The following is a 21099-nucleotide window of genomic DNA, read 5'->3' on the forward strand; positions in this document are numbered from 1 at the left end:
CACACGCAATGGGCCAGCGGTTTGCCAACCCCCATTCGTCCTGAACGCCGAAAAAATTGTGCAACTGCCTAGCGCCAAAGGTGAGACGGGTCCGGTACTGTTGATCGCTGAATATAAATTATAGGCAGTATAATTGCTGATTGTCAAGCAAATATTTGATAAATCTGCATTTAAATCTTCGGGTTCATGTAACATCTAATCTCATGCACCCAAACTGCCAGATAATTAGACTAAAACTATATCCCTTATACGTCCTCTTGTCACGTGTTTAGCTTGATTTTTCTACATTTTGGATCGATGACAACTTAAATCGGCTTTCTTCTTCACCCATACAATACGTTTCAGACACAACGACGCCGCCTTCAAGATTGGCCTGCTCTATCTCTTGTTGAGACAGGGTATAGCCGCGTACGTCTAACTCTTGCGGCTGAAAATAGCGCGACTGAGGCACATAACGCGCCGGGAACTCGTCGCCGATTTGCAAGCCTTTGAGGCGAGCGCCATTCTCTAGAGATACGATTGTTTTGATGGATAGGTTATTTTTGTCAAAATGAATTTCCCGCTCAAAACGCACCGGCGAGGGTTTTGCGCCCAACATTAATATCTTGCGAATCAGCCCTTTTAGGTGATACGCCGTCCAAGACGTCCACCCGGTCAGCAACATCACCACCCGAAAGATGATGAATTTCCACGGGGTGAAAATTTTGGTTGGGGCTTTATGACAGCGCCCTTTGATGGTGAGAGCGCCCTCGTCTAGTTGTATAGTATGCGCTTCGTCGATCCACTGGCTGGTGAAGACGGCGCCGTTTTCGAGTTGACCAATCACCCCACAGTTATTCACGCACAAGCGCTGCCCTGAAACCGAGAAATGTTTTACCACCCCGCCTTTGGCGGCGTTGATTACGGTGTAGGCGTCTCCGTTTCGCGCAGCGAAAACCTTCGCTCCGGGAAACCACTTGCGCTCGTTTTCGCGCTGATACGGCAGCAGCGGCCGTTCCGCCGGGCGCTCGCCATAATCAATGTACGAAAGCATCAACTCTGGAATGCGGTAAACCATGTAGCGCTCGTTTTGAATTTCAGGCGGAACCAACGCGCCGTCGCGCAGCCCCTCCAACATGCGGTCAGCGATGGTCGCCGCCAGCGGAATCTCTTTGCTCAGCAATTCATAGCCATGCGGATAAAAATGCAGCGTCTGGCGGCTGCCCGCCGTGCCGGCGTAATGTCCGTTTGGATAGACAAAGTAACTGGAGAACTCGACCCAGCGTTTCAGAAACGGCAAAAAGCGCTCGTCTTCGTAGTGCAACCGCAATTTTGACATGAAACTAATTGTGGCGGATAAATACCCCGGATCGGCGCCGTCATACTCCAAACACCAGCCCTCTTCGTGGCAATATGAGAAAAATTCGTTCAATTTTTCATCAAACGATCTCTTTATGCGTTCATCCTGCACCAAAAGGTAGGCTTCGTACATAGGCAAGACCGCCATCGCATGATGATTGGCTAAAACGCCCGATTCATCGGTGCTGGCGAGAAACAGCCCGGCGCGGTGGATGGTCTTGAGCAGCGGTTCTTTTAAATCCGTGGGGATGGCGTCGCCTAACTGCCTGATACTGTCGCACATAACGTAGACGAGAAACCCGGTCGGCCCCGCCCAACCGCGCTCGTTGGGATAAAACTCGTCGAACGAACCATCGTTGTGTTGTATCTTCGTCCAATACTCCATCCCCGCCAAAGTCCACTCTAAAACCTTTGGATGTTGGTAATAGGGATTCGACGGCATACAATTTGCGTAGCACAATGCAAGAGCATGAACGCCGAATTGGGCGATGGAGTTCGGGAAGTCTGTACTGCGGCATAACCAGAACTCCCGGTTCATGCAGCCATAGGTCGGCGAAAACTGGTTGCGATCTTCTGAAGACAGCAACCGTGGAACTTGAGAAAGCGATTTTTGTGCGTAAATTGTACGTAGTTCAACCATTTTGCAATTATCTAACAAATTTCTAACAAAGAGATTTTTTTAGGTTCCCATTCTAAATTCAGTTGTGTAGAATATAACTGCCCTGACCAAATGTTTGGAAGGGACAAGCAAATGGAACCTGATATTGTGAATTCTAAATTTCGTTGCTTTAATGCAAGTTTTACGCTTGCTTTTTTATGTCTAGCCCCGTTAGGAGAGAGAGTCGAATGAGTCTAACCAAACGAAACGTCTCAGAAGCGGAGATGCGCATACTGAACGTCTTGTGGGAGCACGGCCCCGCGACCGCGCGTGAAGTGCGGGAGCGCCTGCTCGCCAAGACCAAGTTAGCGTACTCCACGGTCATCACCCTGTTGCAGCGCCTCGAAATCAAAGGCGCCGTAACCCACACGAAAAGCGAGCGCGGCAAAGCGTTCATTTTTCATCCGGTCATGAAGCCCGAGCAAGTGCGGCAACGGGCGCTGGCCTCCGTTATCAAACATTACTTTGATAACGATCCTGTCCCTTTGTTTTCGACCCTGGTCAAAACAAACCCGCTGAGCAAAGAAGAAATCAAACAGTTTCGCGATATCCTCGACGAAGCGGGCGGAAAGTAATCTAAGTTTACTCTAAGTCACACGCTTACATTAAGAGCGCTGGCATACGAATGCCCGCGCTCTTTTTATTTGGGTGAATCCATCAACACAATTTGAGTTTTTTTCCTAACCGCTTGTTTGTCTCTTGCGTTGATAGAGAGAGCACACAACGACCTCCGGGGGGAGAAGAACCATGATACGAACAAACACAAGCCTTTTTTATGTCACCTGTTGTCTGGTCATCGTCGCGATGGTTGGATGCGACAACGCAGACAAAGAGAATTCACAAGACGGCTTCGCCAAGCGCAGCGCGCACAACCATGAACTATTGAATTATCGAATTGACGGCCCGGTGCAACTGGTGAACCAGGACATTTATTATTTGTTTGCGATGCTTCAAAGCGAAAACGGTATACCCATGGTCGTCTCGCCGAATTTCAATAAAACGACAGTGACATTCAGTTTAATGAACCCGGCCCTCGGCGATGTGTTTGAATTACTGCGAAAGTAATTGCTGATTGATTATGAAGTGAAAGACATAAATGGCGATGCCATTCTTTTTGTTTATGAATATGGCGCAACCCCCAAAATAGGTTTTCGTTTTCCGAACGACCCGAACTTCAAACCCGAAAATGACCACCCCATCCTGAACAAGCGCATACAAGGGCCGGTTCAGTTTGTGAATCAGGATATGGATTTTCTGATTTCGATGTTGAATGCGGAACTCGGCGTTTCAATCCAAAAGCAATTTGAACGCAATCTGAATGTAACGATAAACCTGATGAACCCAACGCTTCAACAAATTTTGATCGCAGCGTGTTTTGAAAACAATGTCGCTTACCAGGTAGGAACAACCTCAAACGGCGTCGAAGTGCGGTTGTATGACACAACAGATTTGTAACCGCGATGACAATGCCCCCTTTTTATCAAGGGGGGCGCTTACTTCAAACATATTGAATTTTGAATCACTTGGGGGGATCAAACAGCGTAAATTCTGACTAACACCCGCATCACAGCAGGGTCAAATCGATGTTCTTAAACTCGACGGTGCAGGAGGGGTGATGGCCTTGCAGCGCGATGAAGCCGCGATGGTAAGAGGAATCGCGCGTTTGAGCAACGAGTTCGCCGTTGACGAATATCGTTTGCTGGTCGTCGATACAACGAACTTCCATCGAAAACCATTCGCCGTCTTGGGTCAAAACTTTATCGGCTTTTGTTATGTTGTATAAACTTCCGGTTGGATTTTTGGCGCCGTTGTTATCGACCTGCGCCTCATAGCCGCGCGGCCAGGGACGCAGACCAAACCCGGGATGCTGCGCCCGAAAAAACACGCCGCTGTTGCCGCCGTCGCTGACGCGGACATCCAACGAGAATATGATATCGGTGAATTCATCGTACGCTGTCGCCAGATAGCCCATGCCGCCTGTGACCGACAACACGCCGTCTTTTACCCGCCAGCGCCCCGGGCCGTGAGCGCGCCAGCCCGACAAATCGCGCCCGTTGAACAGTGCGATTGACGACCCCGGCTGGGCGTGTTTCACAAACGCTTCAATCGCTTCTTCAAAGTCGCGGTTTTGCACTGCCGTGGTGCAACAAGTAAACGAAAGCGCGATCCATCCTGCCATGAAAATGCAAAAACAAACTGGAACGATGAGTTTGCGTTTGGCGTTCATTTGATTTGCAGAATTTCTGTTTCTTTGACGTAGGGTTCAACTTTTTCCCGAGACAGCGGCGCCGGGTGCATGGCGCCGCTTTGCCAGAGGCCCATTGTCGCGGTGCGAAATGGGCTATCAATGCGCTCGGAGTTACCAATCGGCAAGAGCGACTGCGCCCCGTCTACATCGTGCATGGGAACCCATTGCGTGTATGACTGGGCCATCTGAGAGAAGATGGTTTCGCCGTCGGTGTTGCGCAGCGCAGGCGCGGTCAGATCATGCGCCCGGTCGAGCGAACCGAAGCCGTCCAGCGTATCAAAATAGCCCAGGCGCTGATTGTTTGCGCGTTGCGTCGCGTTGGCATGCCACTGTTGCGGGTCGCCGCCGAAACGTTGGTTGGCTTGGCGCCAAGCGTTGCTTAGGGTTTGTTCGATGAAGCCAATTTCATCTTTGCTCCAAGCCGTTTTAGATTTTTGTTCCATGCGCGATTGCAGCGTCTTCAAATATAAACACAAACCCGATTGCCCTCCGCCATACTCCGCCGCCAGCGGGGTTTGAATGATGCGAAACATGCTGCTCATCATGCCGACCAGTTCAGTTCCCGGCGAGGCGTTGTTGATGACCGCGCCGCTTTCATACCACGGTTCGAGATACTCAAGCGCCGCCAGCGCGGGCGCCGGGAGTTCATGCTTCAATTCATCGCGTAAGTAATACCCCGCCTGGATGATGGTTCGCTTGGGCGCGTTGACGGAATCATAGTGAATGTCGAGCACGTCTTGGGGCGTGAATTGCGATTTCGCTTCGAGCCGTTCACGCAGCCGCCATGAACGGGTGGTGTCGCCGCCTGAACCGGTGCTGATTCCAACCGGGGCCGGATAAAACGACCCAATCGGGCGGTGGTTTCCGCTATAGACATAGCCGCGTTTGGGGTTGAGAACATGCGGCAACAAACGCTGCGGCGCATAGCCCTGCCAGTCATACGTAGATGACGAACCGTCATGCGCCACCGCGCCGCCGTCGATTGCCGAGGCCGAGCGAATGGGGATCGCCGCCCCCAAACTGTAGCCAACGCCGCCGTCCGCGTCAGCGAAAACCGAATTCAAACTGGGGAAGCGCCAGTCGCTCAGCGCATCGAAAAACTCATTCACGTTTTGGGCGCGCATCATCTTGATCGCCGCTTGGATGGTCTCGCGGTCGGTCTCGCAAACCGGTACGCGCTTCATCGTAAACCAATCGCCCGCTTTAACGGTCGGCGCAATGTCGCTGACAATGGGGCCAAGGTGCGACTCGCGTACGGTCAGTTCAACCGGGGCGCCGTCTTTGACCTTGATCGTTTCTTTGATGACGCGCAGGTCGCGCCACTCGCCGTCAAAGTAATATTGGTTTTCTTTTTCAGGATCATTGCTGGTAACCAACTTAAACTGGTCGGCCTGATCGGCGCCGAGAGCGGTCGCGCCCCATGAAACGTGTTCGTTCCAGCCAATTAAAATGATGGGGCTGCCAGGAACGCCAACGCCGCGCGCGTTGAAGGTTTTGCCCTTGATATGAAATTCATAAAACAAGGATGGATTGCGCACCGGCGTTTGCGGGTCGCTGCACAACACCGACGAACCCGTCGTGGTCAGGTCGCCGCCCACCGCCCAGGCGTGGCTGAATTTTGGCCCGTCTTCTAATACGCTGGCTTCTTGCGGGAACCCTTTGCTTTCAAGAAACGCGTTGACCTCATCAATCCATTCATCGCTCACGTCTTCGCGTTTGACCACGGCGGCGCCGTCGTCGAACACGCGCTGCGCGTTTTTCATCCGGCGTTCTAATTCTTGCGATTGCTCACGGCCCATTCCGCGAAAGCCGCCGCGCGGCATCGCGCCCCGCGTCCCGGCGAGGTGTTTGTAATACTGCATGGCGTCGTTGAGGCCTTCGGTCGCGAAGAAGCGGCCAATGTTCCACCAACAGGCGATGCTGTCGGCGGGCGTCCAGGTTTCGGTCTTCACGCCCAGTTTTGCAAAGAGAGGATGGAGGTCTTGTTTGTGCGTATTAAAATACGCATTGACGCCGTCGCTGTAGGCTTGCAGCAGGCGCGTTGATTCAGCGTCCAGATTTTGCGCGGCTTGTTTGGCGGCGCGATAAAAACCGAGGATGCGCATTTTTTTGTCGAGTTCGATAGTGGTGCGGTCGCGGTTTTGGTGCTTTCGGTCGCCGATTGTTTCAGCCAGGCGGCCTTGGATGGTGCGCAGCGACAGCGTCATTTGGAAGCCGCGGTCTTGGGCGCAGGCATAGCCCAGGCCATACATCGCTCCCTCGTCGCTTTCCGCGAAGATGTGCGGGACGCCCCATTGATCGTGGAGAAGTTCTACCTCGGCAGCGTGAACTGTTGTCACAATCAAACAAAGAATGAAACAAAATATGAACGAGAGACATGGTCTCATTTTTTTCTCCAATCAAAAATCGCCAATCAGAAAATAAATACTGTCTTCAGATTCGCCATTTGTACTATCCCTCCGGTGTCTTCGACGCCACCCTCCTTATTAAGGGGGGACGGCGCTGAAAGCGCCAGGGGGGATCACAAAACTGCACAAACAAAGCGATACATTCAAGCAATATCTCAAGGGCTGCCGTCGCGACGCGACGCCTTGCCCTTGCCACCCCTTAAGTCAATGACATTGGGCTAGGGGGGGTCAGTTTGAGCAGACAATCTATCTATTCCATTTGATACTAATACAGGAAAACAGTCCAAATGTGAATGATATAGAATGTGAATGATATAGTTTGCTTACGGCGTCTCAAAACGGGCGGGCTGGTAGAGTTTGGCGCGTTGCAGTTGGTGTTCGGCTTCCAACATGAATTGAGGATTTTCGACGATGCGGGTCTCACCGGCGGGGGCAGTCTCTTTCGGCGCGAACATGGTAAACACATCGTTGAGCGTGTCGCCGCCCCAGGCGATCAGTTCTTGCGCGATGCACTTGAGGCCAACTTCATCACAGGCATTTCGAAAGCGTTCGGCGCTGGCTGATTCAGCGCGCCAATGTGGGTTCTCAACGGTCAATTCATTTGTGTTCGGGTCGCGATGGGCGCCCATATTTGAATGATGAATGAAACCCATCCCGTCGGGCTTCAAGATGCGGGCGAACTCTTTGGCGTAGTCGTCCATCACCTCGCCCTCGGCGTGGACGAGTGAATCCCAACTGAAGATCAAATCGAGCGAAGCGTCAGCAATCATCGGCAGCGAGCGCCCGTCGTTGACGTGATATTCGATATGCGAGTCGGCGGCGAAGCGCTGCTTGCAGGCGTCGATGCAGTTGCTGACCAGATCGACCAGCACCAGCTCGTTGCACATGTGTTTGACGTATTGGGTGGCGCGTCCATAGCCGGGCGCGAGTTCTAACACCCGCGCTTTGGGAAACAGCGGATGTACGCGCGGAAAAATAGTTCCCCACCAAAGATAGTCGGTGCCGCCCCAGCAGCCCGACCACTCGTCGCCGTTTTGCGACCAGTCGTAATTTGACCAACTATCTAAATTTTCTTCGATGGTTCCCATGATTTTATTCCCGCGTTTAATTCGTCCCAACCATTGGGAGAAGGGCTCAATTTATATTCCCCTCTCCCCCTGGGAGAGGGCTAGGGTGAGGGGGCCTTTTAGTTTCTCCCCCCATCTTTGGGAGAGGAAAAAACAATCACTCTTGCGCGTTTGAGGTCGCGACCGTCAACAGGCGATGGGTAAACAAGCGCTCGGCGGTTTCGCGGATGGTCTCAGCCGTGACCGACTGAATGTCATCAGGAAACGCGTTGGCGTATTCCCAACCCAGCCCGGCGATTTCATACGCGCCATAGCGGCCCGCCTGCCCCATATTGGATTCCATCGACATGACGTAGCTGCCGCAGATATACGTCTTGGCGCGGTGTAGTTCTTCGTCGGCAACCAGTTCAACCTTGAGCCGTTCGATTTCCGCCTCGGCGCATCGCAAGGCTTCTTCGCGATTTTTCGGCGTGGTGACGGTGTAAACCAATAGCGGCGAATGCTCCATGCGCGGCGTGTAGGCCGCGCCCACCTGGTAGCACAACCCGCGCTTCTCGCGAATTTCTCGAAACAGGCGCGAGTCCATCGAGCCGCCTAAAATCGAGGCGATCAGGCGCAATGTTAGCGATTCGCGCTGATTGAGCGAACAGCCGGGGTAACCCAACACGACATAGTCCGACTCGGTCTCACGACGGACAAAGCAATCTTTATTTTCTGAAAGGACGCCCGGCGAAATTTCACTTGGCGGCGTCTCCGAGCGATCAGCGGTGCGTTGCGAAAATGCCTCTTCGACAATGGATAACACGTCGCTGTTTTCACTGCCGCCGACCACAGAAACCACCAACTGTCCGCTTTCAAGCGCGCGGCGGCCATCGCTGGCAATGTCATCGCGTGAAATCGCGTCGAGGGTTTCGACCTTGCCCAGGCTGGGCCAGGCGTAGGGGTGCGATCCATAATAAAATTCGCTGAAACGCCGCATGGTATAAGTCAACGGCGAGTCGTCGTCTTCGAGAATGTTCATGCGCACCAGCTCGCGTTCGCGCGCCAGTTTGTCTTCGGGGAATTGCGAGTCGTCCAACAAGGTCAAGACGGTTTGCAAATCTTCTTTGAGAACGGGAGTGGTGGTGAGCAGATCAATGCTGCTCCAGTCTTTTCCTGCTTCGGCTTTAAAATGGGCGCCGTTGCCTTCGAGGCGGTCAGCGATCTCGTCTTCGCTCCATTGCGACGTGCCCGCCGAGAGCATCCGCATCGCCAAGTTGACCCGGCCCGCTTCAGGCGCAGGCTCATATTTCGAACCCGTCCGCGACAAAATGCGCACCGCGACAATCTGGTTATATGGATTGGGGGCGTATAACAGCGCCGACCCGTTTTCGAGCGAACGGCGCTGTACTTCGCGTTTTGGAATATGAATCGCGACGGGCGCAGAGGTCATAGAAATTATTTCGCCTTACCTTGGTTCGCGACTGCGTCCATCTTTTTCTTGAGTTCTTCTTCGTCGATCAAGTAGTAATGTTTGATCGGCTTCAAGTTTTCGTCCAACTCATACACCAGCGGAACGCCAGTGGGGATATTCAACCCGAGGATTTCTTCTTCGGACATATCGTCGAGGTGTTTGACCAGCGCGCGCAGGCTGTTGCCGTGGGCGGCGATCAACACGCGCTTGCCCGCTTTGATGTCCGGCGCGATCACGTCGTTCCAGTAAGGCAGGACGCGCTCGAGGCAGTCTTTCAAGCACTCGGTGGTCGGCAGTTCTTCCGGCTTTAAATCTTTGTAACGCGGATCGTGTCCCGGCCAGCGTTCGTCGCTTTTTTCGAGGTCTAACGGCGGGATGTCATAACTGCGCCGCCAGATTTTGACTTGGTCTTCGCCGTATTTCGCGGCGGTTTCAGACTTATCGAGGCCCTGCAAGCCGCCGTAGTGGCGTTCGTTGAGGCGCCAGGTGCGAATCACGGGGATCCACATCAGGTCGAGTTCGTCCATGACCGTCCACAAGGTGCGGATCGCGCGTTTGAGCACGGAGGTATAGGCGATGTCAAACACGAAGCCTTTTTCTTTCAGCATTTCGCCGCCGGCTTTGGCTTCGGCGCGGCCCTGGTCGGTCAAATCAACATCGGTCCAACCCGTGAAGCGGTTCGACAGGTTCCAGACGCTTTGGCCGTGGCGGATCAAAACTAATTTGTACATGGTGCATACTCCATCATTATGTTTATTGTGGTCCAAATTTTCGTACCGGAAGATTATACGCCAACCGCGCTCAGAACCAACGAGCGCGAACCAGTTCAAATATAATCTATTGTGAGAGGGATTCAATCAAAAGAGCGGTTGGCTCGTCTGTTGTAGGCAGGCTTTGCGGATTCATGCTACTTTTTTACGACCAGTGGCGAGACCACCAGTATTTCACAAATTCGGTGTTGATATCGAGAATCGCAGTCGGATCGACCCGCCCAAAGGTGACGTCAATTGCAATCTTGAACATATACGTCTCTTTTTCGACCCGCACCACCCGGCCCTTCATCGAATTGGGGTTGGTTTGAATCGACGGCTTCGACATCGTCTTTTTGTTTGAAAATACGCAGATCACGTCCTGCCCGTTCGCCAGCGCATGGATCGACTTGAGCAACATGCCGGTCTTGCTCACGTTGATGGTTTTGCATTGCACTACTTGCTCGGTGTCAATCACCAGCACGAAGCAATTCAATTGCAGATCAATGCGCTTTTCGCGATTCTTTTCGCGGCGCGGCGAGGGCTTCACCGGCGAATTCGGGTCGCCCATGCTCGATTTTGGTCTTGGCTTAATTTTCTTAACCGGCTTCTTCCAAAACATTTCGTGTTGTACCTATCTACGTTTTCTTAACTCAAACCTAGTCGACATCTATCGCTGAGCCGTTCCGGCGCACTGAGACTAAGTGAATCACACGCTCGGCGTTTAGCAGCCAATTTGTAATTGAGTTTTGTTATTTTCGTTCTTCCTTGAATGCTTTCTTAATTCATCACCACATCAATCGCTGAGCGCTTTGCACGCGCTGAGACTGTGCTAAATCCAAGGTAGGGTGGGCTCGCGAAGCAGCCCACCGAGCAATGTTTTAATTCGTACTCTCCCCCTGGGAGAGAACCAGGGCGAGAGTTTTTTCTGGTGGGTTAAGAACCCACCCTACAATCGACCAAGATACTTCCGCTCGCTAAGCGCCAACCTACCCCTTCTCCCTCTGGGAGAGGGTTGGGATGAGGGGCAGTTGAAATTGGTGGGTTAAGAACCCACCCTACAATCGCTGCATCTATCGCTAAGCGCCAACCTACCCCTTCTCCCTCTGGGAGAAGGTTGGGATGAGGGCAATCAAAAACGAGACCTGCCTGCCGTAGGCAGATTGCTTCGCTGCGCTCGAAATGACATGAACAGACATTTTCCCTTATATACAATAATCGGATATTACTGGAATGAGTTAAGTTTTATTTTGAGGAATGATCGTTTGCATACTTCACAATGGCAGATTGTAATTCACTCGACCCCAATACTTGGTCTAATCCTTGAGAATAATGGTAGTTCACAAATTTGAACGAACCGTCGCTCATTTTTTGTAGAATGTAATAAGAAAAATGTGAGATTTCGCCTCGGTAAGATGCAGGCATGTCATTATGGAAGAACAAAAATATGAACTCGTCGTTTTCAGCAATGAATCGAACTCTCTTTGGTGAGAACGATCCTTCTAAATGCTCTTGTAGCAAATTTTGTTCACCGTACCATTTGATATCCCTTTGCATATTTCGCTGTGTTCGTTCTCCCATTAAAGAAAGCGTTTTTTCTATGTTGGTATTGTCATGCAGGTTTTTGATAATACCGCCCATGAAATGCAACGCTTCTTTATAGGGTTCGTCTACAAGCAACGAAGAATCCTATTTTGTAATTTGAAATACCCGAAACGCCGCAGCGAATTAATAAGGGGGGGATAAGTTTGTTCAGTTCCACAGATTCAGACCGAACATATACTATGTCCACTCCCATTTAAATAACGTAGCGATCAGAAAAACCGTACGCAGAAATCACGCCCTTTGTCGATTTTAAGTTATTATTGTTCAATATTCCAAAGGATGGCTAGCAATGCAGAGTGAATTTACCGAAAAAAACTGCGTTGTTCACGGGAACAAGGCGTCAGTGTATGAGTGCGTCGAGTGTGGGCGCGACTATTGCTCCGCCTGTCTTACCATGGTGGAAGGTGAGCCATTCTGTGAAATTTGTTGGGAACGCAACCTCGCAACCCTCGCGCCCAAACCCGACCCCAACGTAACCTATACCCCCAGCGTCCCCTGGCAAAACTGGCGGCGCTTAGGCGTTTGGAACGCCTTCTGGGAAACCGCCATCCAACCGCGCGTGTTCTTCTCAAAAATTCACGCTCAGGTCGGCATCGGCGCCGCACTGTTTTTTGCGCTGGTTTGCGTCCTATTTCTGTGGTACCCGATGAACGTCATCTATGTGAAATTATTGATCCCGCCGATGTTAAATACCATCACCCAGCAGGCGGCTGAAAACCCCTCCTCGGTCGCGATGGCCGAAGAAATGCGCGGGCGCATTGAATCGATCACCTCACTCGACCTGTTGGCGATGCCGCTACTATTTATCATCAATTACCTGGTGTTTTCGTCATTGATCCAACAGATGATGATCCGCATGATGCAAGGAAAGCAGGGCTATTCCGCCACGCTGCAGATTCGCTGTTACGCCATGATTTCCCAAATATTTCTGCTGATTCCCTTCCTGGGGTTCTTTTTGGCTGAACTTTCCACCTTAGTGATATGTACGCAAGGCTTTCAGTCGGCCCAGGGGCTGTCGAGGGCGCGCGCGCTTTTGGTTGCGCTGGTTCCGGCTATGATTAGCTTGATCGGATTACCCTTTTCGATATAAGATGACAATACAGGTCAAGATTAAACCGGACGCAGCGCCGGTCTGGAGGAACAATGGGTCTCAAAGTCTTTTTAGGTAACGGCCCCTGGCTGGTCGATGGGTATTATGGAGTCCGCGCCGGTTCGCGCTGGCCCCATTTGGAAGAAAACGGCAATCAATACCTGCCGTTTCCGTTCTATTTGGCCTACGCCGCCGCCATGCTCGAAGATAAAGGCCACAAGACCCTGACCGTTGACGGCGTCGCCGAACGCATGCAGGAAGACGCCTACGTCCAACGCGCAACCGAATTTATTCCCGATGTCTGTATCTTAGAGGCGTCGGTCGCCTCGCTGCCGATGGATCTGCGCCAAGCGCAAAAGATCAAAGCGGTCTGTCCCAACACGAAGATTATTTTTTGTGGAATCCACGTTGATATGTACCGCCCCGAGTTTATTGATGAAAACCCGGTGGTCGATTTTGTTCTCAAGGGTGAATACGACCTGGTAGCGGGCAAACTAATCGACGTGATGGACGCCAAGGGCGATTATTCAACGATTCCAAACCTGGTCTACCGCGACCCGGACGGCATAGCCCGCGAGACCGAAAACGGCGAGATCATCATGGACCTCGACTCGCTGCCCTGGCCGCTGCGCCGCGACCTGCCCATGCACAATTATTGGGACCTGCCGGGCGGAATCCCCGACCCCAGCCTGCAACTCTGGGCCAGCCGGGGCTGCCCGTTTAAGTGCATCTTCTGCGCATGGCCGCAGATCATGTATGGCAACAATAAATACCGCACCCGCGACCCCAAAGACATCGTTGACGAGATCGAGTGGTGCGTCAAAGAATACGGCTTTAAGTCGTTCTATTTCGACGACGACACCTTTAACATCGGCAAGAAACGCATCATGACGTTTTGCGACGAACTCAACAAACGCAACATCGGCTTGCCGTGGGCGGCGATGTCGCGCGCCGATACCTCCGACCCTGAAACCTTCAAGGCAATGAAAGACTCCGGCCTGATGGCGATTAAATTCGGCGTCGAGTCGGGTTCGCAACAGTTGGTTGACAACGCCGAGAAAAACCTCGACCTCAAAAAAGTCGAAGATGCGGTGACGGTATGCCACGACTTAGGCATCAACGTCCACCTGACGTTTAGCTTCGGGCTTCCCGGCGAAACCTGGGAAACCGTACGCAAGACCATCAACTTCGCGAAACATCTCGACCCGGAGACGTTGCAGTTCTCTATCATGACGCCGTTCCCCGGTTCGAGTTTTTATAAGATGCAAGAAGAAGCCGGTAAGTTGCTCACCAAAGACTGGTCGCAGTATGACGGCGGGACCACCTCGGTCGTCTGCACCGATGAACTCAGCGGCGACGATTTAGAGAAGGCCCTGCAGATGGCCTACAACCAGTGGGACTGGCACAAGACGCTGCGTCCGCTGCGCGACTTCAATCACTTCAAACGCTTGATGAAGCGTCCCCGCCATTCGTGGCACACGTTTAAGTTTCTCGCCAAGCGCCACATCCGCCGCATCATGCACGTCGGTGCGTAGGCGCTGGCATAGCGAAAAAAGAAAACCAACCCCCCTCTAACTCAATGCCATTGACTTAAGACTCGAAGCCCAGGCTTTTCGCCCCTCTTTTTAAGGGGGGTGGCGCTGAAAGCGCCGGGGGGATCCAAAAACAGCACAAACAAAGCGATACATTCAAGCAATATCTCAAGGGCTGCCGTCGCCTGCCTGCGGCAGGCAGGCTTCGCGACGCCTTGCCCTTGCCACCCCTTAAATCAATGACATTGCCCTCTAACTCCACCCGGACTTCGGTGGGAGAACTTGCTGCGCCGCATCGGTGTATGCCGTTGTGGACAACGACGCTCCTTCCGCCTAATAGCGCTCAATCCATTTGTCGCCCGTCGGATGGCTGACCCCATAACTGCGGCATAAATCCGACTTGCTCCAGTGTCCTGCCATCCAATCCGCGATAAACCAAACTTTCCCGTGCATGGCGCAAGTTTCCTTTCAAGGCATCCAACCGACTCCTTTCGTCTCGTCGGCTCATACCTTAAACTTGTAAATGATCTGATCGGTTTATACCCTGTTTTGGCTCCCCTTTTTTAAGGGGGGATCAGGCGTAATGATGAAAAACAGAAACGGTTGTTATGTCGAATTCTTCGATCCAACAATTTAACTTCACGCGCTCAGAGATAATACGCTCCACGCTTTTTTTGTGGCGCGAGCGGCCCCACGTGTTCAATAACCCCGTTATCTTGCGCGAAGTGGTGACCCATCTGCGCAACCCCGGCACGCTCTGGCAATTGGGCGTGTTTATGTTGGCGAGTTCGATCGTGATCTGCGTCTTTTGGACGATCACGCTCGAACAGATGCAACATTCAATCGCGACGAACTTCACCCGCGAAATGTTTATGGTGCTCAACTTATTTTTCGGCAGTTTTATTTTGCTGCTGGTCCCGTTGCAAAGCGCCGCCGCGATCAACCTTGAAAAAGAGCGCGACAGTTGGGACTTGTTAATCTCCACCAATATATCGCTGGGCAGCATTGTGTTTGGCAAACTGGTTTCGTCGCTGACTTATATTTGGTTGATCGCCATTTCGTTGTTGCCGATGTACGCCATTCTGATCCCGCTGGGAGGGATTGCTCCGAAGGAGATTTTATTCGTCTTTGCGATGATGACCGAGGGGTCGCTGTTGGTGGCGGTGTTGGGGCTGACCTGTTCAATCTATTGCAAGCGCGTTATCAGTTCAATCACGGCGACCTACATGATCGGCGTAGGGTTCTTTTTCGGTTCGTTTCTTTTCAGCCTGTATTTACGGCAGGAATTGCGCTTGGAATTTCTTTCGTCCTGGCTGATGGCGTCGAATCCGGTTTTCCCCTATGTTCATTTTTTTGATGGCAGTACGCCGTTTGGAACAAGTGACTTTGTTGGAAGACACCCCTACGCCGCCCATGGCATGATGTACATCGGTATGATGGCGCTGATGTTGTTGTTTTCGTTTTGGCGCTTGTCAAAACGCGACGGCGTTCGCAGTTGGGAAGATTGGATCAACGATTGGATTGACCGCCGCGAGAAAACGCGCCTGCAAAAAAGCGCGAACACAATAGCGCTGCCTATGCGCTTGTTGCCCGACTACAAAAACCCGGTCGCGGTCAAAGAGCGACGCGGCATCCAGGGGCGGCATCGGGTGCGCTCGTGGATGACGACCATCGGCTTGTTTATACTGCCGCTGATTGTGCTGCCATTGTTTCGAAATGAACGTATGTATTTTTGGTTTGTCTATGCGTTGGCGCCGATTTTGGTTCCGCTGATGGTTTTGCCGTATGCGTGTAACGCAGTGCGCGGCGAACGCGACCGCAGCACGTGGGACCTGCTCAGCACCACGACGTTGACCACTCATCAATTGTTATGGGGAAAATTTTTCGCGGGGCTGCGTCAGTTTGAAGTCCGCTTATGGTCGTACTTGGTGTTCCCGACGTTTGTGATTTTTTGGATGGGGTTTTTTGGGCAATTCCCCGACCAATTTGAGTTTGACGACATTGGTTGCATTGTCCTCACGTGTTACGCAGTCGGCGTTTTTTATCTGGCGCTTGGCATTTACCTGTCCTGCGCGTGCCGCAAAACTCTGACTGCGTATGCCATTGGTTTCGGCGTCGCGATACTGGCCTACTTTATCATTCCATTGATGATTCTCGTTGTGGTGCAAACTTTTATGCGCGGTATACAAGAAAACATTTGGGTGTTTTGGGCGGCGGTGTCTTCGCCTTGGATCGCCGCGATGGCGCATATTAATCCACCCAGAGGCCGTGGTGAAGAATATTATGTCGTGCTCATTTTACAATGCGGCGGACTGTTGTGGGCTGCGTATGTTCTTTATTTAAAGGCGCGAGACCGCTTGGCCCGATTAAGCGAACGCCGCGACGAGGGCTGAGCGCGTTTAACGATATGTCGATCACAACCCCTTAGATACATCGGGCGCGGGTGCAACTCTGTGAGCGCCTGTGCATAAGGGCCTTAAAGCCCGCACTGAAGCGAAGAGAGATGTACCCGCGCCTGATAGATAAAACGTAGCAATATTTTTTAGACGGCGTCTACTTTTCGCGCCCGCGTTCGATGTTAACGTACGCATACAGATACCACACCGCGACACTGCGATAGGGGCGCCACACATCGCTCACCGCTTCAATTGTTTCACGCGCATTTTTCTCGGGAATCTCGTACAGGTCTTTCACCGCGTTTAAAATGGCGATGTCGTCAAAGGGGAAAACGTCCGGGCGGTTCATGGTGAAAATCATATACATCTCCGCCGACCAACGGCCTAACCCTCTTACTTTGGTCAGCGTTTCAATGACTTCCTCATCAGGCATGAAATTCAATTTTCGAAACGAGAGTTCTTTGTTATCGACCAACTCAGCAAGATGGCGAATGTACTCCACCTTACGAGCAGACAACCCGGCGCTACGCATATCTTGTTCGTTAATTTGCAACAGGTTTTGCGGCGTTATCTTCTTGCCATTTAAAAATACGCGCACGCGACCGCGTATGGTCTCGGAAGCTTTCTTGGATAACTGCTGGCTGGCGATGGTGCGATAGAGCGACTCGAACCCGCCGATGCGTTTGTTTTCGATGAGCGTACACGGCCCGATTTGTTTGATGACGCCCGCTAGAGTCGCATCGTTTTTTTTGAGGTGCGCAATCGCTTTCTTCCTATCGAACGGCGCGGTTGGCTTTGTCGGCATGTTGCTTCTTCCTTTTCGGGCGTACGGGTTTACGATGGTTATGACATTATACCAAACAAGGACGCTCACATGCCAACCATGCCGCCGCGAATTGATATCCCCACCTATTGGCGTGAAAGAGACGCCGTCTATCTGCATTTGGGCGAGAACCCGCTGCCGCCGACGGAGAACGTCCAACGCGCCATCGCCGCAGCCGCGCAACACGCCAACCGCTATCCCGATACCAATTGCCTGGCGCTGCGTAAGAAACTGGCTCTCTATGTCGGCGGCAATGTGAAGCCTGAGAACATCATTGTCGGTAACGGTTCGGATGAATTGATTGACCTCGCGACGGTCGCGTTTACGGAAGAAGGCCAATCGGTCGCGACCTTTGAACCGAGTTTTTTTGTGTATCGCTTCGCGGCGCAACGCCATAACCGCAAAGTCGCAAGACTTGAGCGGACAGTAGAGTTTGATTTACCAAACGCGCAGTCTATCACCAGCGATTCCGCTCTTACATTTATCGCCAACCCCAACAACCCCACCGGAACGCTGACTGCGCGTGGTCATCTGCTGGCGGTATTAGATTCATTGCCTGGAGTCAAAGTCATTGATGAATGTTATTTTGAATTCAGCGGCGAGACCGTGGTTGATTTGATTCATGAGCGCGACGACCTCATTATCTTTCGCAGCCTGTCGAAGAGTTTTTCCCTGGCGGGATTGCGCATTGGGTATGCAATCGCCAGCGGAGCGCTGATTGAACGCTTGGCGAGTTTTGCGTTGACCTTCCCCGTGAACATCATCGCCCAGGCGGCGGCGGTGGCGGCTTTGAATGACGTGGACGAGATGAAGCGCCGCGTCGCGCAACTCATTGAGCAGCGCGACTGGCTGGCGGGCGAGATGCGAGCATTAGGCGCGGAAACGCTGCCGTCGTATGCGAATTTTATTTTGACGCTGTGGCCGCGTGATGCGGGCCTCGCCGACAAATTACGCGCCGCTGGAATCTTTGTTTCAAACCAAAGCGCCAACATCGGCGGCGAGCGCGTCGCCTTGCGCATCGGCGTGGGAACGCGCGAAGAAAACCAACGAGTGGTCGACGCGCTGAAACAATAAGGCGATCCCCAGATGGAAACGGTGGGTTGAGAACCCAGCCTGCACTTTCTTTCGTGTCATCGCGAGCGTAGCGAAGCGATCTCGGTATCAATAAAACCGTAGCCGTAGCGGCTGTCTTGAAATTCAAGGCCAGTGTTGTTGTAGTAGAACCATGCCTCCCTTTTTAAGGAAGGTGGCGCGTAAGCGCCGGAGGGATCAGCCGTAGGGTGGGTCGCACTTTTTGACCCACCACTTAATTGATTCAAACATATATTCGGTGGGTCGAAAATGACCCACTCTACATTGAATTATTATCAATAAATTACGCTTGAAATTCACTCTCGAGAACTGACATCACGATGATGTCCTGATAGGCGCCTTGGGTGAAGAAGCATTCGCGCAGGCGGCCTTCTTCAACAAAGCCGAGTTTGCGGTACAGGCCCGCCGCGCGTTCGTTAAACGCGAACACCTGCAAACACACGCGATGCAGATTGAGTTCAGCAAAACAATAGCGTACCAATGTTAAAAACGCGTCTTTGCCATAGCCTTTACCCTGGTGCGAGGGGTCGAGGTGGATGCCGATTTCGGCCTGTCGGTTTTTGTGGTCGAGGTCTTTGAGCAAGACGTAGCCCACCGCCTCCTGCTGTTTGGCGTCAACAATAAACACTTTCGTACGCGACGTTGCGTACGCTTGATACCATTTGTTTTGTTCAATATCGGAAACCGGCAGGTCGCTGAAATGCAGCCCCATCAATTCGGGATGATTGCGCCAAGCGCGCAGACGCTCTACGTCACGTTCTTCGATGGCGCGTAATGTGGTGATCTCGCCGCAAATCATAGTCAGGCCTTTTCGTTGAACGTCAACACCGTGTGTATGACATACTCGACTTGCTCGTCGGTCATATCGGGGAACATCGGCAGGCTGAGGATGCGCTTCCAAATTTCTTCGGCGATGGGACAGCGCGCGCCGCGACCGGCGTAGTAGGGGTGTTTGTGAATCGGGAAATAATGGACGCCCGGCGCTACGCCGTTGGCTTTGAGATGAGTAATCAAGCGGTCGCGTTCCGGCGTTTTGATGTGATAAATATGCCATGACGAAAAGACATCGTCGTGTTCGGGCGGCGTTTCGATCCAAGCCACGTCGTTGAAGGCTTCGTTGTAGCGCTCGGCGATGCGGCGGCGCTTGCCGTTGTTTTCTTCGAGGCGGCGCAACTGCACCCGCCCCATCGCAGCCGCCATATCGCTCAGGTGATATTTGTAGCCAAGATCGTTGACCCAATACTGCCAGGCGTAGACGCTTTCATGGGCGGTGCGCACATAGGTATCTTTTGAAATGCCCATCCAACGCAACTCGCGCAGTTTTTTCGCCCAGTCGCCGTTGTTAGTCGCGACCGCGCCGCCTTCGCCGCAGGTCAGGTTCTTCACCGCATGAAACGAAAAACAAGTCGCAGGCGAAAGCCCGCCGATTTGTTTGCCTTTATAAAACGCGCCGCAGGCATGGGCCGCGTCTTCAATGATTTTAATGTCGCGGTCGCCGATGATTTCGCGCAGGCGGTCGAGTTCGACCGGATGGCCGCCGTAATGCACTGGCATAATCGCTTTGGTATTTTTGGTGATCTTGCGTTTTACGTCGTTGGGGTTCATGCACAAGGTGTCTTCACAGACATCCGCAAACACCGGGGTCGCGCCGCAATATTCCACCACGTGTCCGGTTGAAATAAACGTGACCGTGGGGACGATCACTTCGTCGCCGGGCTGCAAATCGAGCAGCAACAACGCTAGGTGCAACGCCGCTGTCCCTGAATTGACCGCGACCACATGCTCGACGCCGAAGGCTTCGCCCAGTTCTTTTTCAAACTCGGCGGTGACCGGGCCGAGCCCAAGCCAGCCGGAACGCATCACGTCCGTCACCGCTTGAATTTCTTCTTCGGTGATGGAGGGACGAAACACGGGGATCTGCTCGTCCGCTTGTTTTGCTTTCGAGTAAGGCGGGTGGATATGCGCGACATTTTTTAGCGGCACGGCTTCGCTCCCAAGGGCTATTGGCGCGTTCATTCGCGGCTGACGCCGCTTTAATTTGGCGGCCAGATAGCGAATGGGTTTCAGCGCAGCATTCTGCGTATTCATAAGCGTCCCTCAACCAAATAGAATCATATCAGAAACCGCCCATTGACGGTCATTATTAACTATCGTCAATAAAAATAGAGAGTTAAGAAGAAAATTGGGGAGCAAACCAGGAAATGGCTGGCGCGGTGAGGTATTACGGTCAGCAGCGCGACAATGTAGTCCCTTCTCCCTCTGGGAGAAGGCTAGGATGAGGGTTTAATTTGTGCATTACAAAAACGATATCTGAACCCTCACCCCAACCCTCTCCCAGTGGGGAGAGGGAGCAGGCGTGTGCGTTTATGGGGGGGTGGCGCTGCAAACGCCGGGGGGATTCGGGCGCAACACCCTTTCTTTTCATGCGGCTCACCAGGAGGTTCGCCCTCCCCACATCATTCGAAATATTGGTGGGTTATTACCTGCCGTTCATGATGATTGAAACATTGCAGGGTGGGCTGCTTCGCGAGCCCACCCTTGTATCTTTCTTGTAAGTTGAATAGAAAAAGACGAAGCCTCGGGATGAGAGTACACCCACGAGGCTTTGTGAACGGCAGATCGTCCCACCCTGGGTCCGTC

18 protein-coding genes are annotated in these 21099 nt (G+C 52.5%); 7 read left to right on the plus strand and 11 right to left on the minus strand.

Annotated elements, in window-relative coordinates; translation table 11 throughout:
• Positions 1-268 precede the first annotated feature (268 nt).
• Positions 269-1978 (minus strand): hypothetical protein, encoded by a 1710-nt coding sequence (locus P9L94_04510; protein MDP8243321.1) that lies wholly within the window; start codon positions 1976-1978, stop codon positions 269-271.
• Between the two features lie 206 nt (positions 1979-2184).
• Between P9L94_04510 and P9L94_04515 the strand changes: the two genes are divergently transcribed.
• The 3 genes from P9L94_04515 to P9L94_04525 all read left to right on the plus strand — a co-directional run bounded on the left by P9L94_04515 (position 2185) and on the right by P9L94_04525 (position 3451).
• Positions 2185-2571: a BlaI/MecI/CopY family transcriptional regulator gene (locus P9L94_04515; GenBank protein MDP8243322.1), complete on the plus strand. Its 387-nt coding sequence runs from the start codon at positions 2185-2187 to the stop codon at positions 2569-2571.
• Between the two features lie 172 nt (positions 2572-2743).
• Positions 2744-3061, plus strand: coding sequence for a hypothetical protein (locus tag P9L94_04520; protein MDP8243323.1), 318 nt, complete (start codon positions 2744-2746; stop codon positions 3059-3061).
• 18 nt (positions 3062-3079) lie between these two features.
• The gene (locus P9L94_04525; protein ID MDP8243324.1) at positions 3080-3451 is read left to right on the plus strand and encodes a hypothetical protein; all 372 of its coding nucleotides are present in this window, start codon (positions 3080-3082) and stop codon (positions 3449-3451) included.
• Positions 3452-3560: 109 nt separating this feature from the next.
• Here the strand turns inward: P9L94_04525 and P9L94_04530 are convergent, their stop codons facing one another.
• From P9L94_04530 to P9L94_04560, 7 genes are all read right to left on the minus strand, one after another.
• A complete protein-coding gene (locus P9L94_04530; GenBank protein MDP8243325.1) occupies positions 3561-4223 on the minus strand; it encodes a DUF1080 domain-containing protein in 663 nt (220 codons plus the stop codon).
• Positions 4220-6631, minus strand: coding sequence for a penicillin acylase family protein (locus P9L94_04535; GenBank protein MDP8243326.1), 2412 nt, complete (start codon positions 6629-6631; stop codon positions 4220-4222). The genes P9L94_04530 and P9L94_04535 overlap by 4 nt, the downstream gene beginning before the upstream one ends.
• A gap of 344 nt (positions 6632-6975) precedes the next feature.
• The gene (locus P9L94_04540) at positions 6976-7740 is read right to left on the minus strand and encodes a class I SAM-dependent methyltransferase (protein ID MDP8243327.1); all 765 of its coding nucleotides are present in this window, start codon (positions 7738-7740) and stop codon (positions 6976-6978) included.
• A gap of 136 nt (positions 7741-7876) precedes the next feature.
• Positions 7877-9151, minus strand: coding sequence for a pitrilysin family protein (locus tag P9L94_04545; protein ID MDP8243328.1), 1275 nt, complete (start codon positions 9149-9151; stop codon positions 7877-7879).
• A 5-nt stretch (positions 9152-9156) separates the two neighbouring features.
• Complete coding sequence (gpmA, locus tag P9L94_04550; protein ID MDP8243329.1) at positions 9157-9903, minus strand: 2,3-diphosphoglycerate-dependent phosphoglycerate mutase; 747 nt, start codon at positions 9901-9903, stop codon at positions 9157-9159.
• Between the two features lie 184 nt (positions 9904-10087).
• The gene (locus P9L94_04555) at positions 10088-10543 is read right to left on the minus strand and encodes a PilZ domain-containing protein (GenBank protein ID MDP8243330.1); all 456 of its coding nucleotides are present in this window, start codon (positions 10541-10543) and stop codon (positions 10088-10090) included.
• A gap of 623 nt (positions 10544-11166) precedes the next feature.
• Complete coding sequence (locus tag P9L94_04560; protein ID MDP8243331.1) at positions 11167-11601, minus strand: hypothetical protein; 435 nt, start codon at positions 11599-11601, stop codon at positions 11167-11169.
• 214 nt (positions 11602-11815) lie between these two features.
• On the opposite strand from P9L94_04560, the gene P9L94_04565 reads away from it, so the two are divergent.
• The 3 genes from P9L94_04565 to P9L94_04575 all read left to right on the plus strand — a co-directional run bounded on the left by P9L94_04565 (position 11816) and on the right by P9L94_04575 (position 16541).
• Entirely contained in the window at positions 11816-12616 is an 801-nt protein-coding gene (locus P9L94_04565) for a YIP1 family protein (GenBank protein MDP8243332.1), read from the plus strand.
• A gap of 53 nt (positions 12617-12669) precedes the next feature.
• Positions 12670-14151, plus strand: a complete 1482-nt coding sequence (locus P9L94_04570; protein ID MDP8243333.1) for a radical SAM protein — start codon at positions 12670-12672, stop codon at positions 14149-14151.
• A 692-nt stretch (positions 14152-14843) separates the two neighbouring features.
• Positions 14844-16541: an ABC transporter permease subunit gene (locus tag P9L94_04575; protein MDP8243334.1), complete on the plus strand. Its 1698-nt coding sequence runs from the start codon at positions 14844-14846 to the stop codon at positions 16539-16541.
• Positions 16542-16701: 160 nt separating this feature from the next.
• Here the strand turns inward: P9L94_04575 and P9L94_04580 are convergent, their stop codons facing one another.
• Positions 16702-17349: a DNA-3-methyladenine glycosylase gene (locus tag P9L94_04580; GenBank protein MDP8243335.1), complete on the minus strand. Its 648-nt coding sequence runs from the start codon at positions 17347-17349 to the stop codon at positions 16702-16704.
• A gap of 69 nt (positions 17350-17418) precedes the next feature.
• Between P9L94_04580 and hisC the strand changes: the two genes are divergently transcribed.
• Positions 17419-18441, plus strand: a complete 1023-nt coding sequence (hisC, locus tag P9L94_04585; protein ID MDP8243336.1) for a histidinol-phosphate transaminase — start codon at positions 17419-17421, stop codon at positions 18439-18441.
• A 301-nt stretch (positions 18442-18742) separates the two neighbouring features.
• Here the strand turns inward: hisC and P9L94_04590 are convergent, their stop codons facing one another.
• Positions 18743-19258 carry a GNAT family protein gene (locus tag P9L94_04590; protein ID MDP8243337.1) on the minus strand — a complete coding sequence of 172 codons (516 nt, stop codon included), beginning with the start codon at positions 19256-19258 and terminating at the stop codon, positions 18743-18745.
• Positions 19259-19260: 2 nt separating this feature from the next.
• Positions 19261-20547 carry a DegT/DnrJ/EryC1/StrS aminotransferase family protein gene (locus P9L94_04595; GenBank protein MDP8243338.1) on the minus strand — a complete coding sequence of 429 codons (1287 nt, stop codon included), beginning with the start codon at positions 20545-20547 and terminating at the stop codon, positions 19261-19263.
• Positions 20548-21099: the final 552 nt, after the last annotated feature.

The sequence above is a fragment of the Candidatus Hinthialibacter antarcticus genome (assembly GCA_030765645.1).
GTDB classification, from domain to species: domain Bacteria; phylum Hinthialibacterota; class Hinthialibacteria; order Hinthialibacterales; family Hinthialibacteraceae; genus Hinthialibacter; species Hinthialibacter antarcticus.